The sequence below is a fragment of the Streptomyces sp. NPDC059247 genome, from assembly GCF_042754005.1.
Lineage (GTDB): Bacteria > Actinomycetota > Actinomycetes > Streptomycetales > Streptomycetaceae > Streptomyces.
The window spans coordinates 205,088-225,343 of sequence record NZ_JBHYZW010000007.1 but is presented as its reverse complement, the minus strand read 5'-3'; the positions used below and the strand labels follow the sequence as shown (position 1 = coordinate 225,343).

Annotated in this window: 20 protein-coding genes; 12 read left to right on the top strand and 8 right to left on the bottom strand. The window is 72.7% G+C overall.

The window, feature by feature from the left end:
- Positions 1–25 precede the first annotated feature (25 nt).
- The gene (locus ACFXGN_RS16350) at positions 26–1,189 is read left to right on the top strand and encodes a methyltransferase (protein WP_384859020.1); all 1,164 of its coding nucleotides are present in this window, start codon (positions 26–28) and stop codon (positions 1,187–1,189) included.
- Positions 1,190–1,316: 127 nt separating this feature from the next.
- On the opposite strand, the gene ACFXGN_RS16345 is transcribed toward ACFXGN_RS16350, so the two are convergent.
- Together ACFXGN_RS16345 and argG are read right to left on the bottom strand one after the other, a co-directional pair.
- On the bottom strand, positions 1,317–2,777 hold the full coding sequence (locus tag ACFXGN_RS16345) for a M48 family metallopeptidase (RefSeq protein WP_384859018.1): 1,461 nt from the start codon (positions 2,775–2,777) through the stop codon (positions 1,317–1,319).
- Between the two features lie 281 nt (positions 2,778–3,058).
- Positions 3,059–4,504, bottom strand: coding sequence for an argininosuccinate synthase (argG, locus tag ACFXGN_RS16340; RefSeq protein WP_384859016.1), 1,446 nt, complete (start codon positions 4,502–4,504; stop codon positions 3,059–3,061).
- 328 nt (positions 4,505–4,832) lie between these two features.
- Between argG and argC the strand changes: the two genes are divergently transcribed.
- The 5 genes from argC to ACFXGN_RS16315 all read left to right on the top strand — a co-directional run bounded on the left by argC (position 4,833) and on the right by ACFXGN_RS16315 (position 9,827).
- Positions 4,833–5,861, top strand: coding sequence for an N-acetyl-gamma-glutamyl-phosphate reductase (gene argC / locus ACFXGN_RS16335; RefSeq protein ID WP_384859013.1), 1,029 nt, complete (start codon positions 4,833–4,835; stop codon positions 5,859–5,861).
- An 88-nt stretch (positions 5,862–5,949) separates the two neighbouring features.
- Positions 5,950–7,116, top strand: a complete 1,167-nt coding sequence (gene argJ / locus ACFXGN_RS16330) for a bifunctional glutamate N-acetyltransferase/amino-acid acetyltransferase ArgJ (RefSeq protein ID WP_384859010.1) — start codon at positions 5,950–5,952, stop codon at positions 7,114–7,116.
- A gap of 56 nt (positions 7,117–7,172) precedes the next feature.
- Positions 7,173–8,090 (top strand): acetylglutamate kinase, encoded by a 918-nt coding sequence (argB, locus tag ACFXGN_RS16325; protein ID WP_384859185.1) that lies wholly within the window; start codon positions 7,173–7,175, stop codon positions 8,088–8,090.
- Positions 8,087–9,283 carry an acetylornithine transaminase gene (locus ACFXGN_RS16320; protein WP_384859007.1) on the top strand — a complete coding sequence of 399 codons (1,197 nt, stop codon included), beginning with the start codon at positions 8,087–8,089 and terminating at the stop codon, positions 9,281–9,283. The genes argB and ACFXGN_RS16320 overlap by 4 nt, the downstream gene beginning before the upstream one ends.
- A gap of 7 nt (positions 9,284–9,290) precedes the next feature.
- Complete coding sequence (locus tag ACFXGN_RS16315) at positions 9,291–9,827, top strand: arginine repressor (RefSeq protein ID WP_351792096.1); 537 nt, start codon at positions 9,291–9,293, stop codon at positions 9,825–9,827.
- A gap of 51 nt (positions 9,828–9,878) precedes the next feature.
- On the opposite strand, the gene ACFXGN_RS16310 is transcribed toward ACFXGN_RS16315, so the two are convergent.
- Together ACFXGN_RS16310 and ACFXGN_RS16305 are read right to left on the bottom strand one after the other, a co-directional pair.
- Entirely contained in the window at positions 9,879–10,505 is a 627-nt protein-coding gene (locus tag ACFXGN_RS16310; protein WP_384859004.1) for a pyridoxamine 5'-phosphate oxidase family protein, read from the bottom strand.
- Between the two features lie 56 nt (positions 10,506–10,561).
- Positions 10,562–10,816, bottom strand: a complete 255-nt coding sequence (locus ACFXGN_RS16305; RefSeq protein WP_384859001.1) for a hypothetical protein — start codon at positions 10,814–10,816, stop codon at positions 10,562–10,564.
- A gap of 841 nt (positions 10,817–11,657) precedes the next feature.
- On the opposite strand from ACFXGN_RS16305, the gene argH reads away from it, so the two are divergent.
- A complete protein-coding gene (gene argH / locus ACFXGN_RS16300) occupies positions 11,658–13,088 on the top strand; it encodes an argininosuccinate lyase (RefSeq protein ID WP_384858998.1) in 1,431 nt (476 codons plus the stop codon).
- A gap of 18 nt (positions 13,089–13,106) precedes the next feature.
- Here the strand turns inward: argH and ACFXGN_RS16295 are convergent, their stop codons facing one another.
- The gene (locus ACFXGN_RS16295) at positions 13,107–13,616 is read right to left on the bottom strand and encodes an HAD domain-containing protein (RefSeq protein ID WP_384858995.1); all 510 of its coding nucleotides are present in this window, start codon (positions 13,614–13,616) and stop codon (positions 13,107–13,109) included.
- 85 nt (positions 13,617–13,701) lie between these two features.
- On the opposite strand from ACFXGN_RS16295, the gene ACFXGN_RS16290 reads away from it, so the two are divergent.
- A complete protein-coding gene (locus ACFXGN_RS16290) occupies positions 13,702–14,253 on the top strand; it encodes a TetR/AcrR family transcriptional regulator (protein WP_384858992.1) in 552 nt (183 codons plus the stop codon).
- A complete protein-coding gene (locus ACFXGN_RS16285) occupies positions 14,250–15,794 on the top strand; it encodes an MFS transporter (protein ID WP_384858989.1) in 1,545 nt (514 codons plus the stop codon). Before ACFXGN_RS16290 ends, ACFXGN_RS16285 begins: the two co-directional genes overlap by 4 nt.
- Positions 15,795–15,956: 162 nt before the next feature.
- Here the strand turns inward: ACFXGN_RS16285 and ACFXGN_RS16280 are convergent, their stop codons facing one another.
- Entirely contained in the window at positions 15,957–16,628 is a 672-nt protein-coding gene (locus ACFXGN_RS16280) for a lysophospholipid acyltransferase family protein (protein WP_351787377.1), read from the bottom strand.
- Positions 16,629–16,847: 219 nt separating this feature from the next.
- Between ACFXGN_RS16280 and ACFXGN_RS16275 the strand changes: the two genes are divergently transcribed.
- The 3 genes from ACFXGN_RS16275 to ACFXGN_RS16265 all read left to right on the top strand — a co-directional run bounded on the left by ACFXGN_RS16275 (position 16,848) and on the right by ACFXGN_RS16265 (position 19,333).
- Positions 16,848–18,029 carry a glycerophosphodiester phosphodiesterase gene (locus tag ACFXGN_RS16275; protein WP_384858986.1) on the top strand — a complete coding sequence of 394 codons (1,182 nt, stop codon included), beginning with the start codon at positions 16,848–16,850 and terminating at the stop codon, positions 18,027–18,029.
- A 144-nt stretch (positions 18,030–18,173) separates the two neighbouring features.
- Positions 18,174–18,800, top strand: coding sequence for a sigma-70 family RNA polymerase sigma factor (locus ACFXGN_RS16270; protein ID WP_384858983.1), 627 nt, complete (start codon positions 18,174–18,176; stop codon positions 18,798–18,800).
- A 35-nt stretch (positions 18,801–18,835) separates the two neighbouring features.
- Positions 18,836–19,333 carry a GNAT family N-acetyltransferase gene (locus ACFXGN_RS16265; protein ID WP_384858981.1) on the top strand — a complete coding sequence of 166 codons (498 nt, stop codon included), beginning with the start codon at positions 18,836–18,838 and terminating at the stop codon, positions 19,331–19,333.
- Between the two features lie 75 nt (positions 19,334–19,408).
- On the opposite strand, the gene ACFXGN_RS16260 is transcribed toward ACFXGN_RS16265, so the two are convergent.
- Entirely contained in the window at positions 19,409–19,840 is a 432-nt protein-coding gene (locus tag ACFXGN_RS16260) for a hypothetical protein (RefSeq protein ID WP_384858979.1), read from the bottom strand.
- 2 nt (positions 19,841–19,842) lie between these two features.
- Positions 19,843–20,205: a hypothetical protein gene (locus tag ACFXGN_RS16255; RefSeq protein ID WP_384858976.1), complete on the bottom strand. Its 363-nt coding sequence runs from the start codon at positions 20,203–20,205 to the stop codon at positions 19,843–19,845.
- Between the last annotated feature and the right edge of the window lie 51 nt (positions 20,206–20,256).

Below are 20,256 nucleotides of genomic sequence, written 5' to 3'. Positions count from 1 at the left end.
CGCGACCGGCTAGCCTGAGAGCACGATGAACCGTCTGACCACGCCATGGGGAGCCTTCACGCTCACCCGTCACCCCGAGGACCCGCGCGACCAGCTCCGAGCCTGGGACGCGTCCGACGAGTACCTCCTCGACCATCTGGCCGAGAGCGGCACCGACCTGTCCGGCTCCGTCGCCGTCCTCGGCGACCGCTGGGGAGCCCTCGTCACCGCTCTCCACGCCGCCGGTCCCGGCGAACTCGTCCAGATCTCCGACTCCTACCTCGGCCGCCGCGCCACCCGGACCAATCTGGCGCGCGCCGGAGCCCCCCGGGACTCCGTCCGGCTGCTCACCACCCAGGACCCGCCGCCCGAGCGGATCGACGTCCTCCTCGTCCGCGTCCCCAAGAGCCTCGCTCTCCTGGAGGACCAGCTGCACCGGCTCGCGCCCGCCGTGCACGAGGACACCGTGATCATCGGCACCGGCATGGTCAAGGAGATCCACACCTCCACCCTCCGGCTCTTCGAGCGGATCATCGGCCCCACCCGCACCTCCCTCGCGGTGAAGAAGGCCCGGCTGATCCACACCACCCCGGACCCGGCGCTCACCCCCCGCCCCAACCCCTGGCCGCACCGGTACGACCTCCCGGCCGACACCCCCGCGCCCGGCCTCCCCGGCCTCACGGTCACCAACCACGCCGGTGTCTTCTGCGCCGACCGCCTCGACGTCGGCACCCGCTTCCTCCTGGCGAACCTGCCCGGGAACGTGGGCAGCGCCAAGGTCGCCGACCTGGGCTGCGGCAACGGCGTCGTCGGCCTGGCCGTCGCCCTCCACGAACCCGATGCGGAACTGGTCTTCACCGACGAGTCGTACCAGGCGGTCGCCTCCGCCGAGGAGAACTTCCGCACCCACATCGGTGAGGGACGCAAGGCCGAGTTCCTCGTCGGCGACGGCCTCGCCGACGTCCCCAGCGGCTCCGTGGACCTGGTGCTCAACAACCCGCCGTTCCACACCCACCAGGCCACCACCGACCGCACGGCCCGCCGTATGTTCGCGGACGCGCGGCGCGCCCTGCGGCCCGGCGGCGAACTGTGGGTCATCGGCAACCGGCACCTCGGCTATCACGTCACCCTGCGGCGGATCTTCGGCAACAGCGAACTCGTCGCGAGCGACGCCAAGTTCGTCGTCCTCCGCGCCGTGCGCAACCGGTAGTCCCGTCGCCCGGGAGCGGGGCGCGCGCGGAGGGTCCGACCCCCGCACGCGCCCCGCACCCGTATGTTCCGGACGCGGAAGCACCGGACGGGCCGGATCCCGTACGGCCGTGGGTACGGCGCGGAGGTCAGCCCCGTACCAGCTCGCGGGCGACGGTCCGCCGGGCTCCGGACAGTTCCGCGTCGACCTCGGCCGCGCGCTGCGGGGTGAGGACCACCAGGGCCTCCGCCCGCTCGTCGCACATCAGCCTCCGGTGCCGCAGGTGCGTGGGCGGATGGGTGGAGTCCACCTGGTGCCCGCGCCGCTCCGCCGCCCGGCGCAGCCGTTCGTACTCGTGCTCGGGGACCGCCGCCGCATGGGCGGCGAGGCGCTCCCACAGTCCCTCGGCCGGGTCCTCGCGGCGCGCCCCGCCGAACCGGGTCCGCGCCGCCACCGACTCCCGGCGCAGCTCGCCCGTGACGCCGTCCGAGACGAGGAGCCGGTCCATCAGACCGGCCGCCGCCTCCGTACCCGCCACCCGGGCCGCCGCCGCGTCCGCCCGGTACTCGGCGCGCTGCGCGTCGCGCAGGGTCAGGTGCTCCAGGAGGGCGAGCACGCCGTCGACGAGGAGCCGGGGCGGCGCGGTCACCAGGTTCACGAACAGGTCCATCAGACCGTCGGGCCGCTCCGGGGCCAGCGTGTGGCGCCAGGTGTCGAGCGAGTGCAGCGCGTTGCCGACGACGAACGAGCGGCGGGTGTCGCCGTGGCTGTAGTGCCCGAACTCGTGGCCGAGGAGCGCCAGACGTTCCTGCGGGGACAGGATCTCCCACAGTCCGAGCCCGAGGTGGAGGACGCGGTGCCCGCGCGGGCCGTACGTGGTGACCCCGGCGTTGGTGTCGGCGTCCACGACCACGGCGGACGCCCCCGTGGTGCCGACGCTCCCCGCGACCTCGTCGAGCAGGGCGAACAGGCGGGGCGCGTCCGCCCGCCGCAGGACGACCTTGTGTTCCGTCGCCTTCGAGAGGCTCCCGAACCGGGGCCGGAGGAGGACGGCGGTGCCGATCGCCAGGGCCCCGAACACGGGCAGGGCGCCACGGCCCCAGCAGGCGACGAGCAGCCACAGGCCGCCCGCGAACAGGGCGAGGGTCACGCCGTGCACCAGGGACGCCAGCCCGAGGGCGAGCTTCCTGGCCGCGCCGGACCGCGTGCCGCCCTGCCCGCCCCGCCGCGCACCGGTTCCGGTGCCGCTCTCCGGGCCCGCCGTACCCGGAACGGCTCCTTCCGCCGCCCCGCCCGGAGCGGGCACCGCACCCGTCGGCACCGCACCCGGCGCGAGCCCCGGGCCCGCCGTGGCTTCCGGGCCCGGCACGGGTCCCGTACCCGCCGTGAGTTCCCTGAACAGCTGCTCCCCCGCGTGGCGCGCGATCCGCCGCCGCAGGCGTTCGATCCGCCCCGGCGCCTCCTCGTCCCGCGCCTCGGGGTCCACGTTCCAGTCACAGGCGGCGCACCACGAGACGTACTGCCCGCCGCCCACCACGGTGGTGCCGCAGTCGGGGCAGCTCCGCTCCGCGACGGGCACCGTCCGTGCCGTCCCTGCCGTCTCCGTCATTCCGTACTCCCTCCCCGGCGGGCGGAGCGGGCTTCCTCGGCTCCGTCCCGCCCGATCCACACGCTCCCGCCGACATCGACGGGAGCGCTCGCGCATTGTGGACGACGGCCCGGTCCGCCCGGCGCACCGCCCCCTCGGTTCCGGCGCGGAGCCCTTCGGACGGCCTTCCGCCCGCCCGCCGCCCGGCCGCCGTCCGGCCTGGAAAGGCCGGAGGCCGACCCGACACGGGGGGTGTCGGGTCGGCCTCCGGCTTCCGGTTCCGCGGGTCGGGGCCCGTCGGATCAGTCGTTGCCGAGTTCCATCGCGGCGCGGTCGAGCAGCTCGTCGTCGTCGGAGACCTCGCCACGGGAGGCGATGGCCTCCGCGCCGCCCTCCGGCATGTTGCCGATCAGACCGGTCGCGGCGGCCTGGGCGGCGCCGATGGCCGGGTTGGAGGTGCCGATCAGGCCGAGGCCCGCGTACTGCTCCAGCTTGGCGCGGGAGTCGGCGATGTCCAGGTTCCGCATGGTGAGCTGGCCGATCCGGTCGGACGGGCCGAAGGCCGAGTCCTCGGTGCGCTCCATGGACAGCTTGTCCGGGTGGTAGCTGAACGCCGGGCCCCGGGTGTCGAGGATCGAGTAGTCCTCGCCGCGCCGCAGCCGCAGCGTCACCTCGCCGGTGACGGCCGCGCCGACCCAGCGCTGGAGGGACTCGCGGACCATGAGCGCCTGCGGGTCCAGCCACCGGCCCTCGTACATGAGGCGGCCGAGACGCCGTCCCTCGTTGTGGTACTGGGCGAGGGTGTCCTCGTTGTGGATCGCGTTGACCAGCCGCTCGTAGGCGGCGTGCAGCAGGGCCATGCCGGGGGCCTCGTAGATGCCGCGGCTCTTGGCCTCGATGATCCGGTTCTCGATCTGGTCGGACATGCCCAGGCCGTGACGGCCGCCGATGGCGTTGGCCTCCATGACGAGGTCCACGGCGGAGCCGAACTCCTTGCCGTCGATCGTCACCGGGCGGCCCTGGTCGAAGCCGATCGTGACGTCCTCGGTGGGGATCTCGACCGAGGGGTCCCAGAAGCGGACGCCCATGATCGGCTCGACGGTCTCCACGCCGGTGTCGAGGTGCTCCAGGGTCTTGGCCTCGTGGGTGGCGCCCCAGATGTTGGCGTCGGTGGAGTACGCCTTCTCGGTGCTGTCGCGGTACGGCAGGCCGTGGGCGACCAGCCACTCCGACATCTCCTTGCGACCGCCCAGCTCGGTCACGAAGTCCGTGTCCAGCCAGGGCTTGTAGATCCGCAGGTGCGGGTTGGCGAGGAGACCGTAGCGGTAGAACCGCTCGATGTCGTTGCCCTTGTAGGTGGAGCCGTCGCCCCAGATCTGGACGTCGTCCTCCATCATCGCCCGGACGAGGAGCGTGCCGGTGACGGCCCGGCCGAGGGGCGTGGTGTTGAAGTAGGCGCGGCCACCGGAGCGGATGTGGAACGCCCCGCAGGTGAGTGCGGCAAGGCCCTCCTCGACCAGCGCCGCGCGGCAGTCGACCAGGCGCGCGATCTCGGCGCCGTAGGCCTGGGCGCGACCGGGAACGGAGGCGATGTCGGGCTCGTCGTACTGGCCGATGTCGGCGGTGTAGGTGCACGGGACGGCGCCCTTGTCGCGCATCCATGCGACGGCGACGGAGGTGTCGAGGCCGCCGGAGAAGGCGATGCCGACGCGCTCGCCGGCGGGCAGGGAAGTGAGGACCTTGGACATGGGAAGAGTATGCATCATCTCGCATGGTCATGCAAAGGCCGATTCGTGTGCGGTGCTCGACACGGTGAAGGACACGGCCTCGCCCGGGGCTCCGGCCTCGCGTACGCCCGCGAGCGCGGGGAACGTTCCGGCGCGGGTGGCCCTCCGGAGCGACCGCGACGCGCGCCGGGTGAATGTCCGCCCCCGCGCGGCCGGAGCCTCGGTGGTGTTGCTGATGGGTGAGACCCGGACGTGACCGTGAGCCCGGTCATGACGGAGGCGGGCACTCCTGATTGCATAAATCTGCAAGCACACGTATAGTCATGCCATCCATGAGGAGGGTACTTCGATGACGGTACGAGTGGCAGTGGCGGGTGCGAGCGGATACGCGGGCGGAGAGCTCCTGCGTCTTCTGCTCGTCCATCCTCAGGTGGAGATCGGCGCGCTGACCGGCCACTCCAACGCGGGTCAGCGACTCGGGGCCCTCCAGCCCCATCTGCTGCCGCTCGCCGACCGCGTCCTCGTGCCCACCACCGCCGACGAGCTGGCCGGGCACGACGTCGTCTTCCTCGCCCTGCCGCACGGACAGTCCGCCGCCGTCGCCGAACAGCTCGGCCCGGACGTCCTCGTCGTCGACATGGGCGCCGACTTCCGGTTGCGCGACCCCGCCGACTGGGAGACGTACTACGGTTCCCCGCACGCCGGGACCTGGCCGTACGGCCTCCCCGAACTGCCCGGTGCCCGCGCCGCGCTGGAGGGGTCCAAGCGGGTCGCGGTGCCCGGCTGCTACCCCACCGCCGTCTCGCTCGCCCTCTTCCCCGCGTACGAGAACGGGCTCGCCGAACCCGAAGCCGTGATCGTCGCCGCCTCCGGCACCTCCGGCGCGGGCAAGGCGGCCAAGCCGCACCTCCTCGGCAGCGAGGTCATGGGCAGCATGTCCCCGTACGGCGTCGGCGGCGGCCACCGGCACACCCCCGAGATGATCCAGAACCTCAGCGGTCCGGCCGGGGAGCGGGTCACCGTCTCCTTCACGCCCACCCTGGCGCCGATGTCCCGGGGCATCCTCGCCACCTGCACCGCCACCGCGAAGCCGGGCGTCACCGCCGAGACCGTGCGCGCCGCGTACGAGAAGGCCTACGCCGACGAGCCCTTCGTCCACCTGCTGCCCGAGGGCCAGTGGCCCGCGACGGCGTCCGTCCTCGGTTCCAACGCCGTCCAGATCCAGGTCGCGCACGACCCGGCGGCGAACCGGATCATCGCGATCAGCGCCATCGACAACCTGACCAAGGGCACCGCGGGCGGCGCCGTGCAGAGCATGAACATCGCCCTCGGGCTCCCCGAGGACACCGGACTCCCCACGACGGGCCTCGCCCCGTGAGCGACCTCCGCGGGGCCACCGGCCCACGGACGACGACGAAGCCAGCCCCCGCGCACCGCGCGGGCGGAGAAGCGATCGGAGAAGAAGAGTGAGCGTCACCGCAGCGAAGGGATTCACGGCGGCGGGCATCGCCGCCGGGATCAAGCAGAACGGCAACCCGGACCTGGCCCTCGTGGTCAACACCGGGCCGCGCCGCGCCGCCGCGGGCGTCTTCACCTCCAACCGCGTCAAGGCCGCCCCCGTCGTCTGGTCCCAGCAGGTCCTCGCCGACGGCGAACTGACCGCCGTCGTCCTCAACTCCGGCGGAGCCAACGCCTGCACCGGCCCCCAGGGCTTCCAGGACACCCACGCCACCGCCGAGAAGGTCGCCGAGGTCCTCACCGCCCGGGGCACCGAGACCGGTGCGGGCGAGGTCGCCGTCGCCTCCACCGGCCTCATCGGCCTCCTGCTCCCCATGGACAAGCTCCTCCCCGGCGTCGAGAAGGCCGCGGCCGGACTCTCCGAGCACGGCGGCGAGAAGGCCGCCATCGCCATCAAGACCACCGACACCGTCCACAAGACCTCCGTCGTGACACGGGACGGCTGGACCGTCGGCGGCATGGCGAAGGGCGCGGGGATGCTCGCCCCCGGCCTCGCCACCATGCTCGTCGTCCTCACCACCGACGCCGACGTCGACGCCGCCGGTCTCGACGCCGCCCTCCGGAGCGCCACCCGCACCACCTTCGACCGGGTCGACTCGGACGGCTGCATGTCCACCAACGACACCGTCCTCCTCCTCGCCTCCGGCGCCTCCGGCGCCACCCCCGGGCAGGACGACTTCGCCGAGGCCGTCCGGACCGTCTGCGACGACCTCGCCCGCCAGCTCATCGGCGACGCCGAGGGCGCCAGCAAGGACATCCGGATCGAGGTCGTCAACGCGGCCACCGAGGACGACGCCGTCGAGGTCGGCCGCTCCATCGCCCGCAACAACCTCCTCAAGTGCGCCATCCACGGCGAGGACCCCAACTGGGGCCGGGTGCTCTCCGCCATCGGCACCACGGCCGCCGCCTTCGAGCCCGACGAGCTGAACGTCGCCATCAACGGCGTCTGGGTCTGCCGGAACGGCTCGGTGGGCGAGGACCGCGACCTCGTCGACATGCGCTACCGGGAGGTCACCATCACCGCCGACCTCGCCGCGGGCACCGAGTCCGCCGTCATCTGGGCGAACGACCTCACCGCCGACTACGTCCACGAGAACAGCGCGTACTCGTCATGACCGAGAACACGGCCGAGCACCAGACCGAGAACACGATCGAGAACACGACCGACGACATGTCCGACGACCCCACGAACCGGACGCGGAGGCACACCGCGCTCCCCAAGGCGCAGATCCTCATCGAGGCGCTGCCCTGGCTGACCCGGCACCACGGCAAGACGGTCGTCATCAAGTTCGGCGGCAACGCCATGATCGACGAGGACCTCAAGGCCGCCTTCGCGCAGGACGTCGTCTTCCTGCGGCACGCCGGTCTCAAGCCGGTCGTCGTGCACGGCGGCGGCCCCCAGATCAGCGCGGCGCTCGACCGCCACGGCATCGTCAGCGAGTTCAAGGCGGGCCTGCGGGTCACCACCGAGGACGCCATGGACGTCGTACGGATGGTCCTCGCCGGACAGGTCCAGCGCGAACTGGTCGGGCTCCTCAACCAGCACGGCCCGCTCGCCGTCGGCCTCACCGGCGAGGACGCCCACACCATCACCGCCACCCGGCACCGCCCGTTCGTCGGCGGCGAACAGATCGACATCGGCCGGGTCGGTGAGATCACCGCCATCGACACCGGTGCCATCCAGGCGCTCCTGGAGGACGGCCGCGTCCCGGTCATCTCCTCCATCGCCCGCTCCCAGGACGACGGACATGTCTACAACGTCAATGCTGATACGGCGGCTGCGGCACTCGCTGCGGCGCTGGGTGCCGAGACCCTGATGGTCCTGACCGACGTCGAGGGCCTCTACGAGGACTGGCCCCACAGCGACGAGGTCATCAGCAGGCTCACCGCGAGCCAGCTGGAGAAGCTGCTGCCCGAGCTCTCCAGCGGCATGGTCCCCAAGATGAAGGGCTGTCTGCACGCCGTGCGCAACGGGGTCACCACCGCCCGTGTCATCGACGGCCGCGTCCCGCACTCCATCCTGCTGGAGATCTTCACCGACGAGGGCATCGGCACGATGGTCGTGCCGGACGGACAGGGGGAAGCATGAGCAACGACGAACTGACCCAGCGGTGGCAGGGCTCGCTGATGGACAACTACGGCACCCCCCGGCTGCCCCTCGTCCGGGGTGCGGGCGCCACCGTCTGGGACGCCGAGGGCACGGCGTACCTGGACTTCGTCGGCGGCATCGCGGTCAACGCCCTCGGCCACGGCCACCCGGCGGTCGTCGAGGCCGTCACCCGGCAGGTCCAGACCCTCGGCCACGTCTCCAACCTCTTCGTCGCCGAGCCGCCCGTCGCCCTCGCCGAACGGCTCCTCGGCCTCTTCGGCCGCCCCGGCAAGGTCTTCTTCTGCAACTCGGGCGCCGAGGCCAACGAAGCCGCGTTCAAGATCGGACGGCTCACCGGCCGCACCCACATGGTCGCCACCCAGGGCGGCTTCCACGGCCGGACCATGGGCTCCCTCGCGCTCACCGGCCAGCCCGGCAAGCAGACCCCGTTCCTGCCGCTCCCCGGCGACGTGACCCATGTCCCGTACGGCGACACCGAAGCGCTGCGGGCCGCGGTCACCGAGGACACCGCACTGGTGATCATCGAGCCGATCCAGGGCGAGAACGGTGTCGTCGTCCCGCCCCCCGGCTACCTCAGGGCCGCCCGGGAGATCACCCGCGCCACCGGCACCCTCCTCGTCCTCGACGAGGTGCAGACCGGCGTCGGCCGCTGCGGCCACTGGTTCGAGCACCAGGCACACGAGGGCGTCGAGCCCGATGTCGTCACCCTCGCCAAGGGGCTGGGCGGCGGGCTCCCGCTCGGCGCGACCGTCGCGTTCGGCCCGGCCGCCGACCTCTTCGCGCCCGGACACCACGGCACCACCTTCGGCGGCAACCCCGTCGCCTGCGCCGCGGGCCTCGCCGTCCTGGACACCCTCGGCGCCGACGCGGCCCTCGACCACGTCAAGGCCGTCGGAGAGCGGCTGCGGCAGGGAATCGAGGCGCTGGACCACCCGCTGGTCTCCCACGTCCGTGGCGCGGGCCTCCTGCTGGGTATCGTGCTCACGGAGCCCCTCGCACCTCAGGTGCAGCAGGCGGCTCAGGATGCCGGCCTCCTGGTGAACGCGCCCGCCCCCGACGTCGTACGGATCATGCCTCCGCTGGTCCTCACCGACGCCGAGGCGGACACGTTCCTGCGGGCGCTGCCCGGGGTCCTCGACGTGGCGCACGGGAAAGCACGAACCGGAGAATGAGACGACGATGACCGACGCGCAGGAGAACGAGCACGGAGGGCCGTCGGTTCCACAGACCCGCACCGCCCGTCACCGGAGGATCGTCGACATCCTCAACCGGCAGCCGGTGCGCTCACAGAGCCAGCTCGCCAAGCTCCTCGCGGACGACGGACTGAGCGTCACCCAGGCGACGCTCTCCCGCGACCTCGACGAACTGGGCGCGGTGAAGATCCGCAACACCGGCGGCGAGCTGATCTACGCGGTCCCCAGCGAGGGCGGCTTCCGCACCCCGCAGGCGCCGCTGGGCGAGTCCGCCAAGGAGGAGCGGATGCGGCGCCTCTCCGGCGAACTGCTGATCTCCGCCGAGGCGTCCGCGAACCTGGTCGTCCTGCGGACCCCGCCGGGCGCCGCCCAGTTCCTCGCGTCGGCCATCGACCAGGCCGAGCTCCACGCGATCCTCGGCACCATCGCGGGTGACGACACCCTCCTGCTCATCAGCCGTGACGCCACCGGTGGCCAGGCCCTCGCCGACCATCTGCTCCGCCTCGCGCAGAAGGACCGCTGACCCTCCCCGTCAGCCCTTCCCGGCCCCGTACGCCCGACCGTCCACGACGGCTCAGGCGTCCGGGGCCGCGCCCGTGGCCCGGCCGGTGGGCAGCGGGGGCAGCGGGAGCGGGATCGCGGGCAGTCCGTCGAGACTGGTGGCGATGTGCTCCTTGCGTTCGCAGTACGCGTTGAACTCCTCGTCCGTCTTCCGGTTGAAGTACTCGGCGTGCGTCGACCGGTCCTCCCGGTACTCCATCAGGGGGACGGCGAACCCGCAGGCGTCGCTGACCCGCCGGGCGCGCACCACCACGACGGCCCGTGCGCTGCCCTGCCCCTCGACCGCCTCGGCCGGGAAGCGGGCGAACAGTCCGTCCCAGCGCGGATCGTCCCGGAGGACGGCCTCCCCGGTGCCGTGCACCCGTACGACGGTCGGCGGCCCGGAGAACGCGGTCCACATGAGGGTGATGCGCCCGTTGCCGGGCTCCCGGAGGTGGGCGACGGTCTCGGCGCTGCTGCCGCCGAAATCGACGTAGGCGAGGGTCAGTTCGTCGAGCACGACGAGGGTGCCCCTGCGGCCCTTGGGGGAGAGGTTGACGTGCCCGTCGCCGGAGAGCGGCGCGGTCGCGGTGAAGAACACCGGCTGCTCCTCGATGAAGGCCCGAAGCCGCCCGTCGATACGTTCGTATGTCTTTCCCATGCCCCCATCCTGCGCGCGACCCGCCCCACGGGGAACACCCTCCCGAGGGGTGGCGGTCACCCGCCGGGGACGGACCCGGGACCGACGTCCGCCCGCCCCAGCACCCACCGCGCGCAGGCACGCACCAACGGCGACCGATCGGACAGGAACGCCCCGGCGTCTGCGGGCGTGCCGCCCCGGTACAGCGCCGTGACCCCGGCCGCCCGCACCCGGTGGTAGCGGGCCCCCAGCAGAGGGGCGAGCAGGTCCCGGTCGGACGGTCCCGTGACCCTGGCGAGCAGGGCGTCGGCGCACAGGTCCTGGACGACCACGTCGGAGCCGGTGGCGGCGGTGGCCGCTCCGCAGGAGGACGGCCAGCCGGGCGGCCGGGGCGTCCCGCAGGGTCCCGGTCAGCAGCTCCCGCGCGGCGTCCCCGCGCAGCCTGCCGCCCGTTCCCAGGGCGACCGCCACCAGGGTGTCCAGCACCTCGGGGGCGGCGTCGGGCAACTCTTCGCGCAGCACCGTCCGGGCCCGCTCCCGCACCGGCCCGGCCCAGTCCGAGCAGCGGATCACGACGAGCGGGAGCAGGGCCGGGGTGCCCCGGACGCGCCCGAGCGCGGCCTCCCTGACCCGGCCGTCGGGTCCGCACAGGGCGACGGCCAGTTCGAGGAGGCCCATCGGAAGCCCCGGCCGATCGCCGGGGGACAAGGGGAACCACGTGTGGGCGGGCGGCACCCGGCGGTACCGGAGCGCGTCCCGGACGTGTCGGTCGAACACGGCCCACGCACCCGCGTCGGACCCTTCGAGCGCCCGGCGGAGAAGAGCGGCGAAGTCCTCATGGTGGTCACCCGGAAAGGCCGGTCCGATGGACGCGGACGCGGCTGCGGGCATGGACGCGGACCGGGGCGTGGGCAGGGAGGCGGTGTCGGGGTCGGACATGGGCGGAGCCTAGACGGCCGCCCCCTGGACCACAGCCGAATATCGGACGCTCCGCGTCCGCCCCCACCACCTCGCCCCACCTCCCACCCGCCCCGACCCTCGCCCCCGGCCCATTCCCTCGCCCCACCCCCACATTGACAAAACATACGGAGGATTGCATAGTTATGCTGTCGTCGACGTCCCCGCTCCGTACGGGGGCGGCGGCACCACCCACCCTCCCGAGGAGCAGCAGCTGTGAGCAGCAACAACGGTGACGTCCGGCTCTGGGGCGGACGGTTCGCGGACGGGCCCGCCGAGGCCCTGGCGAAGCTGTCCGCATCGGTCCACTTCGACTGGCGTCTCGCGCCGTACGACATCGCCGGTTCCCGCGCCCACGCGCGCGTGCTGCACAAGGCCGGGCTGCTCACCGAGGACGAGCTGACCCGCATGATCGCCGGGCTCGACCTGCTGGAGGCGGCCGTCGCCGACGGCTCCTTCGTCGGCACCGTCGCCGACGAGGACGTCCACACCGCCCTGGAGCGGGGCCTCCTGGAGCGCCTCGGCCCGGACCTCGGCGGCAAGCTGCGCGCGGGCCGGTCGCGGAACGACCAGGTCGCCACCCTCTTCAGGATGTACCTGCGCGACCACGCCCGGATCATCGGCGGCCTCGTCGCCGACCTCCAGGACGCCCTCGTGGGCCTCGCCGAGGCCCACCCGGGCGTCGCCATGCCCGGCCGTACGCACCTCCAGCACGCCCAGCCCGTGCTCTTCGCGCACCACGTCCTGGCCCACGCCCAGTCCCTCTCCCGGGACGCCGAGCGGCTGCGGCAGTGGGACACCCGTACGGCGGTCTCCCCGTACGGCTCCGGCGCCCTCGCCGGTTCCTCCCTCGGGCTCGACCCGGAGGCGGTCGCCAAGGACCTCGGCTTCGAGCGCGGCTCGGTCGGCAACTCGATCGACGGCACGGCCTCCCGGGACTTCGTCGCCGAGTTCGCCTTCATCACCGCGATGATCGGCATCAACCTCTCGCGGATCGCGGAGGAGATCATCATCTGGAACACGAAGGAGTTCTCCTTCGTGACCCTGCACGACGCCTTCTCCACCGGCTCCTCGATCATGCCGCAGAAGAAGAACCCCGACATCGCGGAGCTGGCCCGGGGCAAGTCCGGCCGTCTCATCGGCAACCTCTCGGGGCTGCTCGCCACCCTGAAGGCCCTCCCGCTGGCCTACAACCGGGACCTCCAGGAGGACAAGGAGCCGGTCTTCGACTCCTGCGACCAGCTGGAGGTCCTGCTGCCCGCCTTCACCGGCATGATGGCCACGCTCACCGTCAACCGCGAGCGCATGGAGGAGCTGGCCCCGGCCGGATTCTCGCTGGCGACGGACATCGCGGAGTGGCTGGTCAGGCAGGGCGTCCCGTTCCGGGTGGCGCATGAGGTCGCGGGGGAGTGCGTGAAGGCGGCCGAGGCCGAGGGCAAGGAGCTGGACGAGCTGACGGACGAGCAGTTCGCGAAGATCTCCGAGCACCTCACCCCCCAGGTCCGCACCGTGCTCGACGTCCCCGGCTCCCTCGCCTCCCGTGACGGGCGGGGCGGCACCGCCCCCTCCGCCGTCGCCGTCCAGCTGGTCGAGGTCAAGGCGGACCTGGTGATCCAGCACGCCTGGGCCACCGCCAAGCTGAAGTAGCCACCGGGGAACCCCGCGTCACAGCGCCGCCGCCCACTCCGCGAGCGCGTCGAAGTCCGGCCGGGTCAGCCCGATCCGTTCGTCGACGCGCAGCAACAGGGCGGCGGCGAGGTGGTTCCGCTCCACGTACTCGCGGTCGTACGGGGTGATGTCGTCGTCGATCCAGGCGAAGGGGCGCCCCGCCGCGTACTCCAGGACGTACTGCGTCTTCCAGAAGGTCCCGGCGGGCGCCCTCCCGTGCATCTGCGGCCAGTCGACGAACGGCAGTTCGGGCAGCCCGAGCCGGGGCCCTATCCAGTCGTTGGCCTCGCCCTTCCAGGTCGTCGCCCAGACCAGCTCGTACGTCCCGGCCAGCGCGAGCAGCTCCTCCCCGTGGCCGGGGTGGAGCCAGACCCGCAGCGGCTTCGCCCCCGTCCAGCCGGTGGGGCTCATCCGGTGGGTGCCGTATCCGGCGGGACGTCGTTCGCGCTGTGCCGCGTACGGATTGAGCGGTCCGTCGACATCGATGAGCAAGAGCGGCTTGGTCATGCGTACCCCTTCCCCCTCACCCCCTTGGTGAGGCATTCGAATATCGAATGAGACATCGATGTCTCATTCGGTGTATGGTCGTCTCATGTCAGTCGATCGCACCCAGGTGCTCCGCGCCGCCGCGGCCCTGCTCAGCCGCAAGGCGACCGCCACCATGGACGAGGTCGCCCGCGCGGCGGGCATCGGCCGGGCCACCCTGCACCGGCAGTTCGCCGGGCGGGACGCGCTCGTGCGGGCGCTCGAAGACCTCGGCATCCAGGAGATGGAACAGGCCCTCGACCGGGCCCGGCTCGGCCAGGAGCCCGAGGACGAGGCCCTGCGCAGGCTCGTCGCCGAGGTGCAGCCCGTCGCGCCCCTGCTGTCGTTCCTCGTCACCGAGAACCAGCTCTTCGAGGGCGACCAGCAGAACGAGGGCTGGGAACGCCTCGACGAGGAGATCGCGGCCTTCTTCCGGCGCGGCCAGGAACACGGCGTCTTCCGGATCGACCTGACACCCGCCTGGCTCGCCGAGGCCCTCTACGGGCTCATCGGTTCCGGCGCCTGGGCCGTCGCGGACGGCCGGGTCGCCGCCAAGGACTTCCAGTACATGATCGTCGAGCTGCTGCTCGGCGGAGCACGCAGGAGCGTGGAGAAGTGACCACCAGCACCCTCACGAGCAAGGACCATACCGAGGGCGTGCGCCGCCCCGGCCGGTGGCTCGCCCTTTCCGTCCTCGTCCTGGCCGTCCTCCTCGTGGCGGTCGACGCGACGGTCCTGGGACTCGCCACCCCCTTCCTCTCCGAGGACCTGAAGCCCACCGGCAACCAGCTGCTCTGGATCGGCGACGTCTACTCCTTCGTCATCGCCGGACTCCTGGTCTCCATGGGCAGCCTCGGTGACCGCATCGGGCGCAAGAAGCTGCTCCTGATCGGTGCCACGGCCTTCGGCGCCGTCTCCGTCCTGAACGCCTACGCCACGACCCCCGAGATGATGATCGTGGCCCGCGCGCTCCTCGGTGTCGCAGGCGCCACCCTGATGCCGTCCACCCTGGCGCTCATCCGCAACCTCTTCCACGACCCGCGCGAGCGCAGCCTCGCCATCGGTGTCTGGGGCGCCATGGCCTCGGCCGGTGCCGCCGTCGGACCGGTCGTCGGCGGATTCCTGCTCGAACACTTCTGGTGGGGTTCGGTCTTCCTCATCAACCTGCCCGTGATGGCCGTCCTGGTCTTCGTCGGCATCAAGCTGATCCCCGAGTCCAAGAACCCGAACCCGGGCCCCTGGGACCTGCCGAGCGTCCTGCTCTCCCTCCTCGGCATGATCGGCGTCGTCTACGCGATCAAGGAACTGGCCTCGCACGGCCCGTCCGTCGACGCGGGCCTCGCCGTTCTCGCCGGTGCGGGCGCCCTGACCTGGTTCGTCCGCAGGCAGCTGACCCTGCCCGCGCCGCTCCTGGACATGCGCCTCTTCCGCAACCGGGGCTTCTCGGGCGCGGTGCTCGCCGATCTGCTGACCATCCTCGGCCTCTCCGGCCTGGTGTTCTTCCTGTCCCAGTTCTTCCAGCTGGTCCAGGGCCGCCAGCCGCTGGAGGCGGGCCTCGCCGAACTGCCCGCCGCCGTCGGCGCGGTCACGGCCGGTCTGATCGCGGGCCTGGTCGCCCGGCGCTTCTCCGTACGGGCCGTGGTGGCCGGTGGCCTCGCGGCGGTCGGCCTCTCGCTGGCCGTCCTGACGACGCTCGACCAGAGCACGGGCTACCCGCTGCTCGGCGCCGCCCTGCTGGTCGTGGGCGTGGGCGCGGGCTTCGCCTTCACGGTCACCGCCGACGTGATCCTGTCCAGCGTCCCGAAGGACCAGGCGGGTTCGGCCTCGGCGGTCTCCGAGACCGCGTACGAACTGGGCGCCGCGCTCGGCATCGCCGTCCTCGGCTCCATCGTGACCGGCGTCTACCGGGGCTTCACCGCCCCGGTGGGCATCCCGTCCGACATCGCCTCGGCGGCCCACGAGTCGCTCGGCGGCGCGGTCGAGGCCTCCGGAGCCCTGGCCCCGGAGACGGCGACGGCCCTGGTGTCGGCCGCCCAGCAGGCCTTCGTGGAGGGCCTGCGGATAGCGGCCGGGGTCGGCGCGGTGGTCCTCCTGGCGACGGCGGTCGTCGCCTGGTTCCTGCTCAAGGGCCAGAAGCTGGAGGAGGGCGTCGAACACTGACGCCCCCCGGCGGAGACGCCCTGACGCCTCTCCACGGCGACAGGCCCGCACTCCTCCACGGCGACGGCCCGGCACTCCCCGGAGACGGGCCGACGCTTCTCCGCACGACGCGCGGGTGCCCCGTACGGCCGAGCCGTACGGGGCACCCGCGCGTTCCGGCGGTCAGGCCGCCTTCGCCTTGGTGGCGTACATGTCCACGTACTCCTGCCCGGACAGCCGCATGACCTCCGTCATCACCGAGTCCGTCACCGCCCGCAGCACGTAGCGGTCCCGGTCCATCCCGTCGTACCGCGAGAACTCCATCGCCTCACCGAACCGGACCGTCACCCGCCCCGGGCGCGGGAAGCCCGAGCCGCCCGGCTGGATCTTGTCGGTACCGATCATCGCGAACGGCACCACCGGCGCCCCGGTCATCAGGGTGAGGCGCGCGATGCCCGTACGGCCCCGGTACAGCCTGCCGTCGGGGGAGCGGGTGCCCTCCGGGTAGATCGAGAAGATCTTGCCCTCCTCCAGCACCCGGCGGCCGGTCATCAGCGCCGCCACACCACCGCGTCCGCCGTCCCGGTCCACCGGGATCATGCCGACGCTGGTGAAGAACCACGCCATGGCCCGGCCCTTGAGGCCCTTGCCCGTCACGTACTCGTCCTTGCCGATGAAGTAGACCGGGCGGTCCAGGCAGATCGGCATGATCATCGAGTCGATGAACGTCAGGTGGTTGCCCGCGAGGATGACGGGACCGGTCCCCGGGATGTTCTCGGCGCCCTCCACGCGGGGGCGGAACATCAGGCGCATGGGCGGCCCGAGCACTGCCTTGATGATCGCGAGACGGGACAACGGTTCCTCCGGTGGGGCGCGGGTCAGTCGGGCCGACGGTGCAGCACGCGACGATACTCGCGGGTCCGGTCCGTACGCACATCGGGTTCACCGAGTGGATACGCGGTGTTGACGTGTGTTTCCGCCATGTTCCGCCGGGGTCTGCCGTCCGTAGGGCCCGGATGCCTAGCGTCGGGGACACCCGCCGACAGGCGCGGGCATCACACGGGAGGACACCTCATGACCCAGGGCGAACGCCGGACCCCGGCACGGCGGACGGTTCTCGGAGCGGCGGGCGCCACGGTCCTCGGCGCCTCCACGGCCCTCACGGCCGGTACGGGCCCGGCGTCGGCGGCCGACGCCCCGGCCCCGGCGGCCCGGACGCAGGGCCGGGGCGGCTACCGCTCGCTCCCCGTCCCCACCGTCATCGCCCACCGGGGCGCCAGCGGCTACCGGCCCGAACACACCCTCGGCTCCTACCAGCTGGCCCTGGACCTCGGCGCCCACGTCATCGAACAGGACCTCGTCCCCACCAAGGACGGACACCTGGTCTGCCGGCACGAGAACGACATCACCGGCACCACCGACGTCGCCGACCACCCCGAGTTCGCCTCCCGGAAGGCCACCAAGAGCGTCGACGGGGTCTCCCTCACCGGCTGGTTCACCGAGGACTTCACGCTCGCCGAACTCAGGACCCTGCGCGCCAAGGAGCGGATTCCGGCCATCCGCCAGGAGAACAGCCTGTACGACGGCCGGTGGACCGTCCCCACCTTCGAGGAGGTCCTGCGCTGGGCCGACGAGGAGGGCCGCCGCCGGGGCCGCGAGGTCTGGCTGCACGTCGAGACCAAGCACCCCAGCTACTTCCGCGCCCTCGGCCTCGGTCTGGAGGAGCGGCTCGCCCGACTGCTCCGCCGGTACGGCCGCCACCGCGCGAACTCCCCGGTCTTCCTCCAGTCCTTCGAGCCCAGCAGCATCCAGCGGCTCTCGAAGCTCGTCGACGCGCCCGGCGTCGTCCTGCTCTCCGGCCCCGGCACCCGCCCCTGGGACTTCGTCCTGAGCGGGGACCCCCGTACGGTCGCCGACCTCGTCACCCCCCGGGGCCTGCGCTGGATCGCCTCGTACGCCAAGGGCATCGGCCCCACCCTCGACCTGGTGATCCCCAAGGACGCGAGCGGGCGGCTCGGCGAGCCGACGACCCTGGTGCGGGACGCCCACGCGGCGGGCCTGGTCCTCCACCCGTACACCCACCGCAACGAGAACGCCTTCCTGCCCGCCGACTTCCGCCGGGGCACGGACCCGACGGCGTACGGGGACGCGTTCGGCTCCCTGAAGCGGTACCTGGAGACCGGCATCGACGGTGTCTTCGCCGACAACCCCGACACGGCCCTGCTCGCAGCGGCGGACCTCACCGCCCGGCGCTGAGCCCGGCGGCCCGTCCGCCCCGGGAGCCGCCCGGGGGAGCGGAGGGGGGTGTACGGGCGGACGTCCGGGCCCGCACACCCCCCGCCCGGGTGGTTTGCGCCACGGACCGCAACCACGCGCGCGTGCCCCGGCATCGTGCCCCTCATGACCACCCCCCAGACCGCCGCTCCCGCTCCGACCCGTGCCGCCGGAGCGGAAGCGGGATCCGCCTCCGGGGGCGCGCCGGGACCCGTCCCCGCCGCCCCCGGTCTCCTCGCCGCCCTCGCGCCCCTGCTCGCCGCCGAGTCGGACGCCGAGGCGCCCGCCGCGGGGATCGATCCGGGCGACCTCGAACAGGCCGTCTGGCTCCGCCTCCTGGAGCGGCTCCAAGAGACCGGCACCGCCCCCGAGCGCCCCGCCGAATGGCTCCGCAGGGCCGTCCGGGCGGAGGCCCGCCGCGCCCGCAGGACCAGTCACCGCGAGACCCCGTACCGCGAGGAGCCCGTCCACCGGCCCGACGGCGCCGAGCCCCACGGCTCCCCCGAGCACTCCCTGATGGCCGCCGAGGGCCGCCGCACCCTGCGCGCCGCCGTCACCCGGACGCCCGGCCGCTGTCCCCGGGTGCTGACCGCGATGCTCGACCCGGAGGACCACACCTACCGGGAAATCGCAGGAGAGTTGGGTATCTCACAGGGCAGTCTGGGGCCGATGCGTTCCCGATGCCTGGGATGCCTGCGCAGAATGCTGGCGGCAGAGGTTCCCGCTCCCGCTCGACGGGGAAGTGTGCGGTAAACCGATGATCGAACCAGAGCGGGAGGCGTGCACACATGGGCCTGAGCGTGACCATCTCAGCGGCGGCCGAGCGGGACGCGGAGCACATCCTGAAGCTGCAGTACCTCTGCTACCAGAGCGAGGCGGAGCTGTACGGGGACTGGTCCATCGAGCCGCTCACCCAGTCGCTCGACGCCCTGAGCGCCGAACTCGACGAGGGGCACGGGCTCGTGGCCCGGCTCGGCGACGAGGTCGTCGCCTCCGTACGGGCCCGTCTCGACGAGGACGGCACGGTACGGATCGCCAAGCTCATCGTGCACCCCCGGATGCGGCGGCACGGCCTCGGCGGCAGGCTTCTCGACGCCATCGAGGACCACTTCGCGGGCGGTGTCGAACAACTGCCCGCCCCGTCCGCCAAGCGCTTCCGGCTCTTCACCGGCCACCGCAGCGAGGGCAACCTGCGCCTCTACCGCAGCCGGGGCTACGCGCAGGTCGGCGTCCACGAGGTCGGCCCCCGGGTGACCCTGGTGACCCTGGAGAAGGCGGCGGCCTGACCCTGGGGCCGCCGGGACCGCCCTGTCCGCGTCCGTGTCCGGCCCGGCTGGTGTCCGGGCCGGGCCGCCGGGTCCTCAGGACTCCGTGCCGCGCGACCTCCGCAGCCACCACATGCCGGTCAGCGGCAGCAGCACCGGGATGAAGAGGTAGCCGTAGCCGTAGTCCGACCAGACCGTGGCGTCCGGGAAGGCGGACGGCTCGACCAGCGTCCACGTCCCGACCACCAGGACGCCCGCGAGCTCGGCGGCGCAGCACACCAGCGCCGCCCTGCGGGCCTTCTCCCCGCCGCGCACCAGCGTGTAGGTGATGAAGGCATAGACCACGGCGGCCACCGCCGACAGGCCGTACGCGAGCGGCGCACGGTCGAACTCGGTGGCGATCTGGTAGATCGAGCGCGAGACCGCGCCGACCGACATCACGCCGTACAGCCACACGAGGAGGATGCCGGGGCCCGTGACGAGCCGGTTCCTCGTGTCCGTCGTGTCCCGCTCCCGCGTCCCGGTCATGGTCAGCCCACCGTCCAGATGTCGTAGAGACGCACTTCGAGCACGGCCAGGACGACCGCACCGGCGGCCACCGTGGCCGAACCCCACCGGCTCCGCTCCGCGAGCGACATGAAACCGGCGATGGGCACCGCGCACAGTGCCCCCAGCAGATAGGCGACGAAGATCGTCGCCCCCTCCTCCGCCTTCTCGCCGCCCGCCAGCCGCACGATCCCGACGATCAGCTGGACCAGGACGAGGAAGGTCACCACGGCCATGCCGATGAAGTGCCAGTCCTTGGTCGGCTGATCGCGGAGGGCGGCGAAGCCGCACCAGGCGGCGAGGGCGAGCGCGGCCACGGAGACCGCGACCGTCAGGGCGTCAGACATGCGCCCGAGGGTATTACGGTCCGAAAGGTCCGATGCGCTCGGCCCCCACCG

Bases quoted from the DNA above. Each gene is read 5' to 3' on its own strand.
- ACFXGN_RS16350 (WP_384859020.1), top strand. From the start codon at position 26: ATGAACCGTCTGACCACGCCATGGGGAGCCTTCACGCTCACCCGTCAC.
- ACFXGN_RS16345 (WP_384859018.1), bottom strand. From the start codon at position 2,777: ATGACGGAGACGGCAGGGACGGCACGGACGGTGCCCGTCGCGGAGCGG.
- argG (WP_384859016.1), bottom strand. From the start codon at position 4,504: ATGTCCAAGGTCCTCACTTCCCTGCCCGCCGGCGAGCGCGTCGGCATC.
- argC (WP_384859013.1), top strand. From the start codon at position 4,833: ATGACGGTACGAGTGGCAGTGGCGGGTGCGAGCGGATACGCGGGCGGA.
- argB (WP_384859185.1), top strand. From the start codon at position 7,173: ATGTCCGACGACCCCACGAACCGGACGCGGAGGCACACCGCGCTCCCC.
- ACFXGN_RS16320 (WP_384859007.1), top strand. From the start codon at position 8,087: ATGAGCAACGACGAACTGACCCAGCGGTGGCAGGGCTCGCTGATGGAC.
- ACFXGN_RS16315 (WP_351792096.1), top strand. From the start codon at position 9,291: ATGACCGACGCGCAGGAGAACGAGCACGGAGGGCCGTCGGTTCCACAG.
- ACFXGN_RS16310 (WP_384859004.1), bottom strand. From the start codon at position 10,505: ATGGGAAAGACATACGAACGTATCGACGGGCGGCTTCGGGCCTTCATC.
- ACFXGN_RS16295 (WP_384858995.1), bottom strand. From the start codon at position 13,616: ATGACCAAGCCGCTCTTGCTCATCGATGTCGACGGACCGCTCAATCCG.
- ACFXGN_RS16290 (WP_384858992.1), top strand. From the start codon at position 13,702: ATGTCAGTCGATCGCACCCAGGTGCTCCGCGCCGCCGCGGCCCTGCTC.
- ACFXGN_RS16275 (WP_384858986.1), top strand. From the start codon at position 16,848: ATGACCCAGGGCGAACGCCGGACCCCGGCACGGCGGACGGTTCTCGGA.
- ACFXGN_RS16270 (WP_384858983.1), top strand. From the start codon at position 18,174: ATGACCACCCCCCAGACCGCCGCTCCCGCTCCGACCCGTGCCGCCGGA.
- ACFXGN_RS16265 (WP_384858981.1), top strand. From the start codon at position 18,836: ATGGGCCTGAGCGTGACCATCTCAGCGGCGGCCGAGCGGGACGCGGAG.
- ACFXGN_RS16260 (WP_384858979.1), bottom strand. From the start codon at position 19,840: ATGACCGGGACGCGGGAGCGGGACACGACGGACACGAGGAACCGGCTC.
- ACFXGN_RS16255 (WP_384858976.1), bottom strand. From the start codon at position 20,205: ATGTCTGACGCCCTGACGGTCGCGGTCTCCGTGGCCGCGCTCGCCCTC.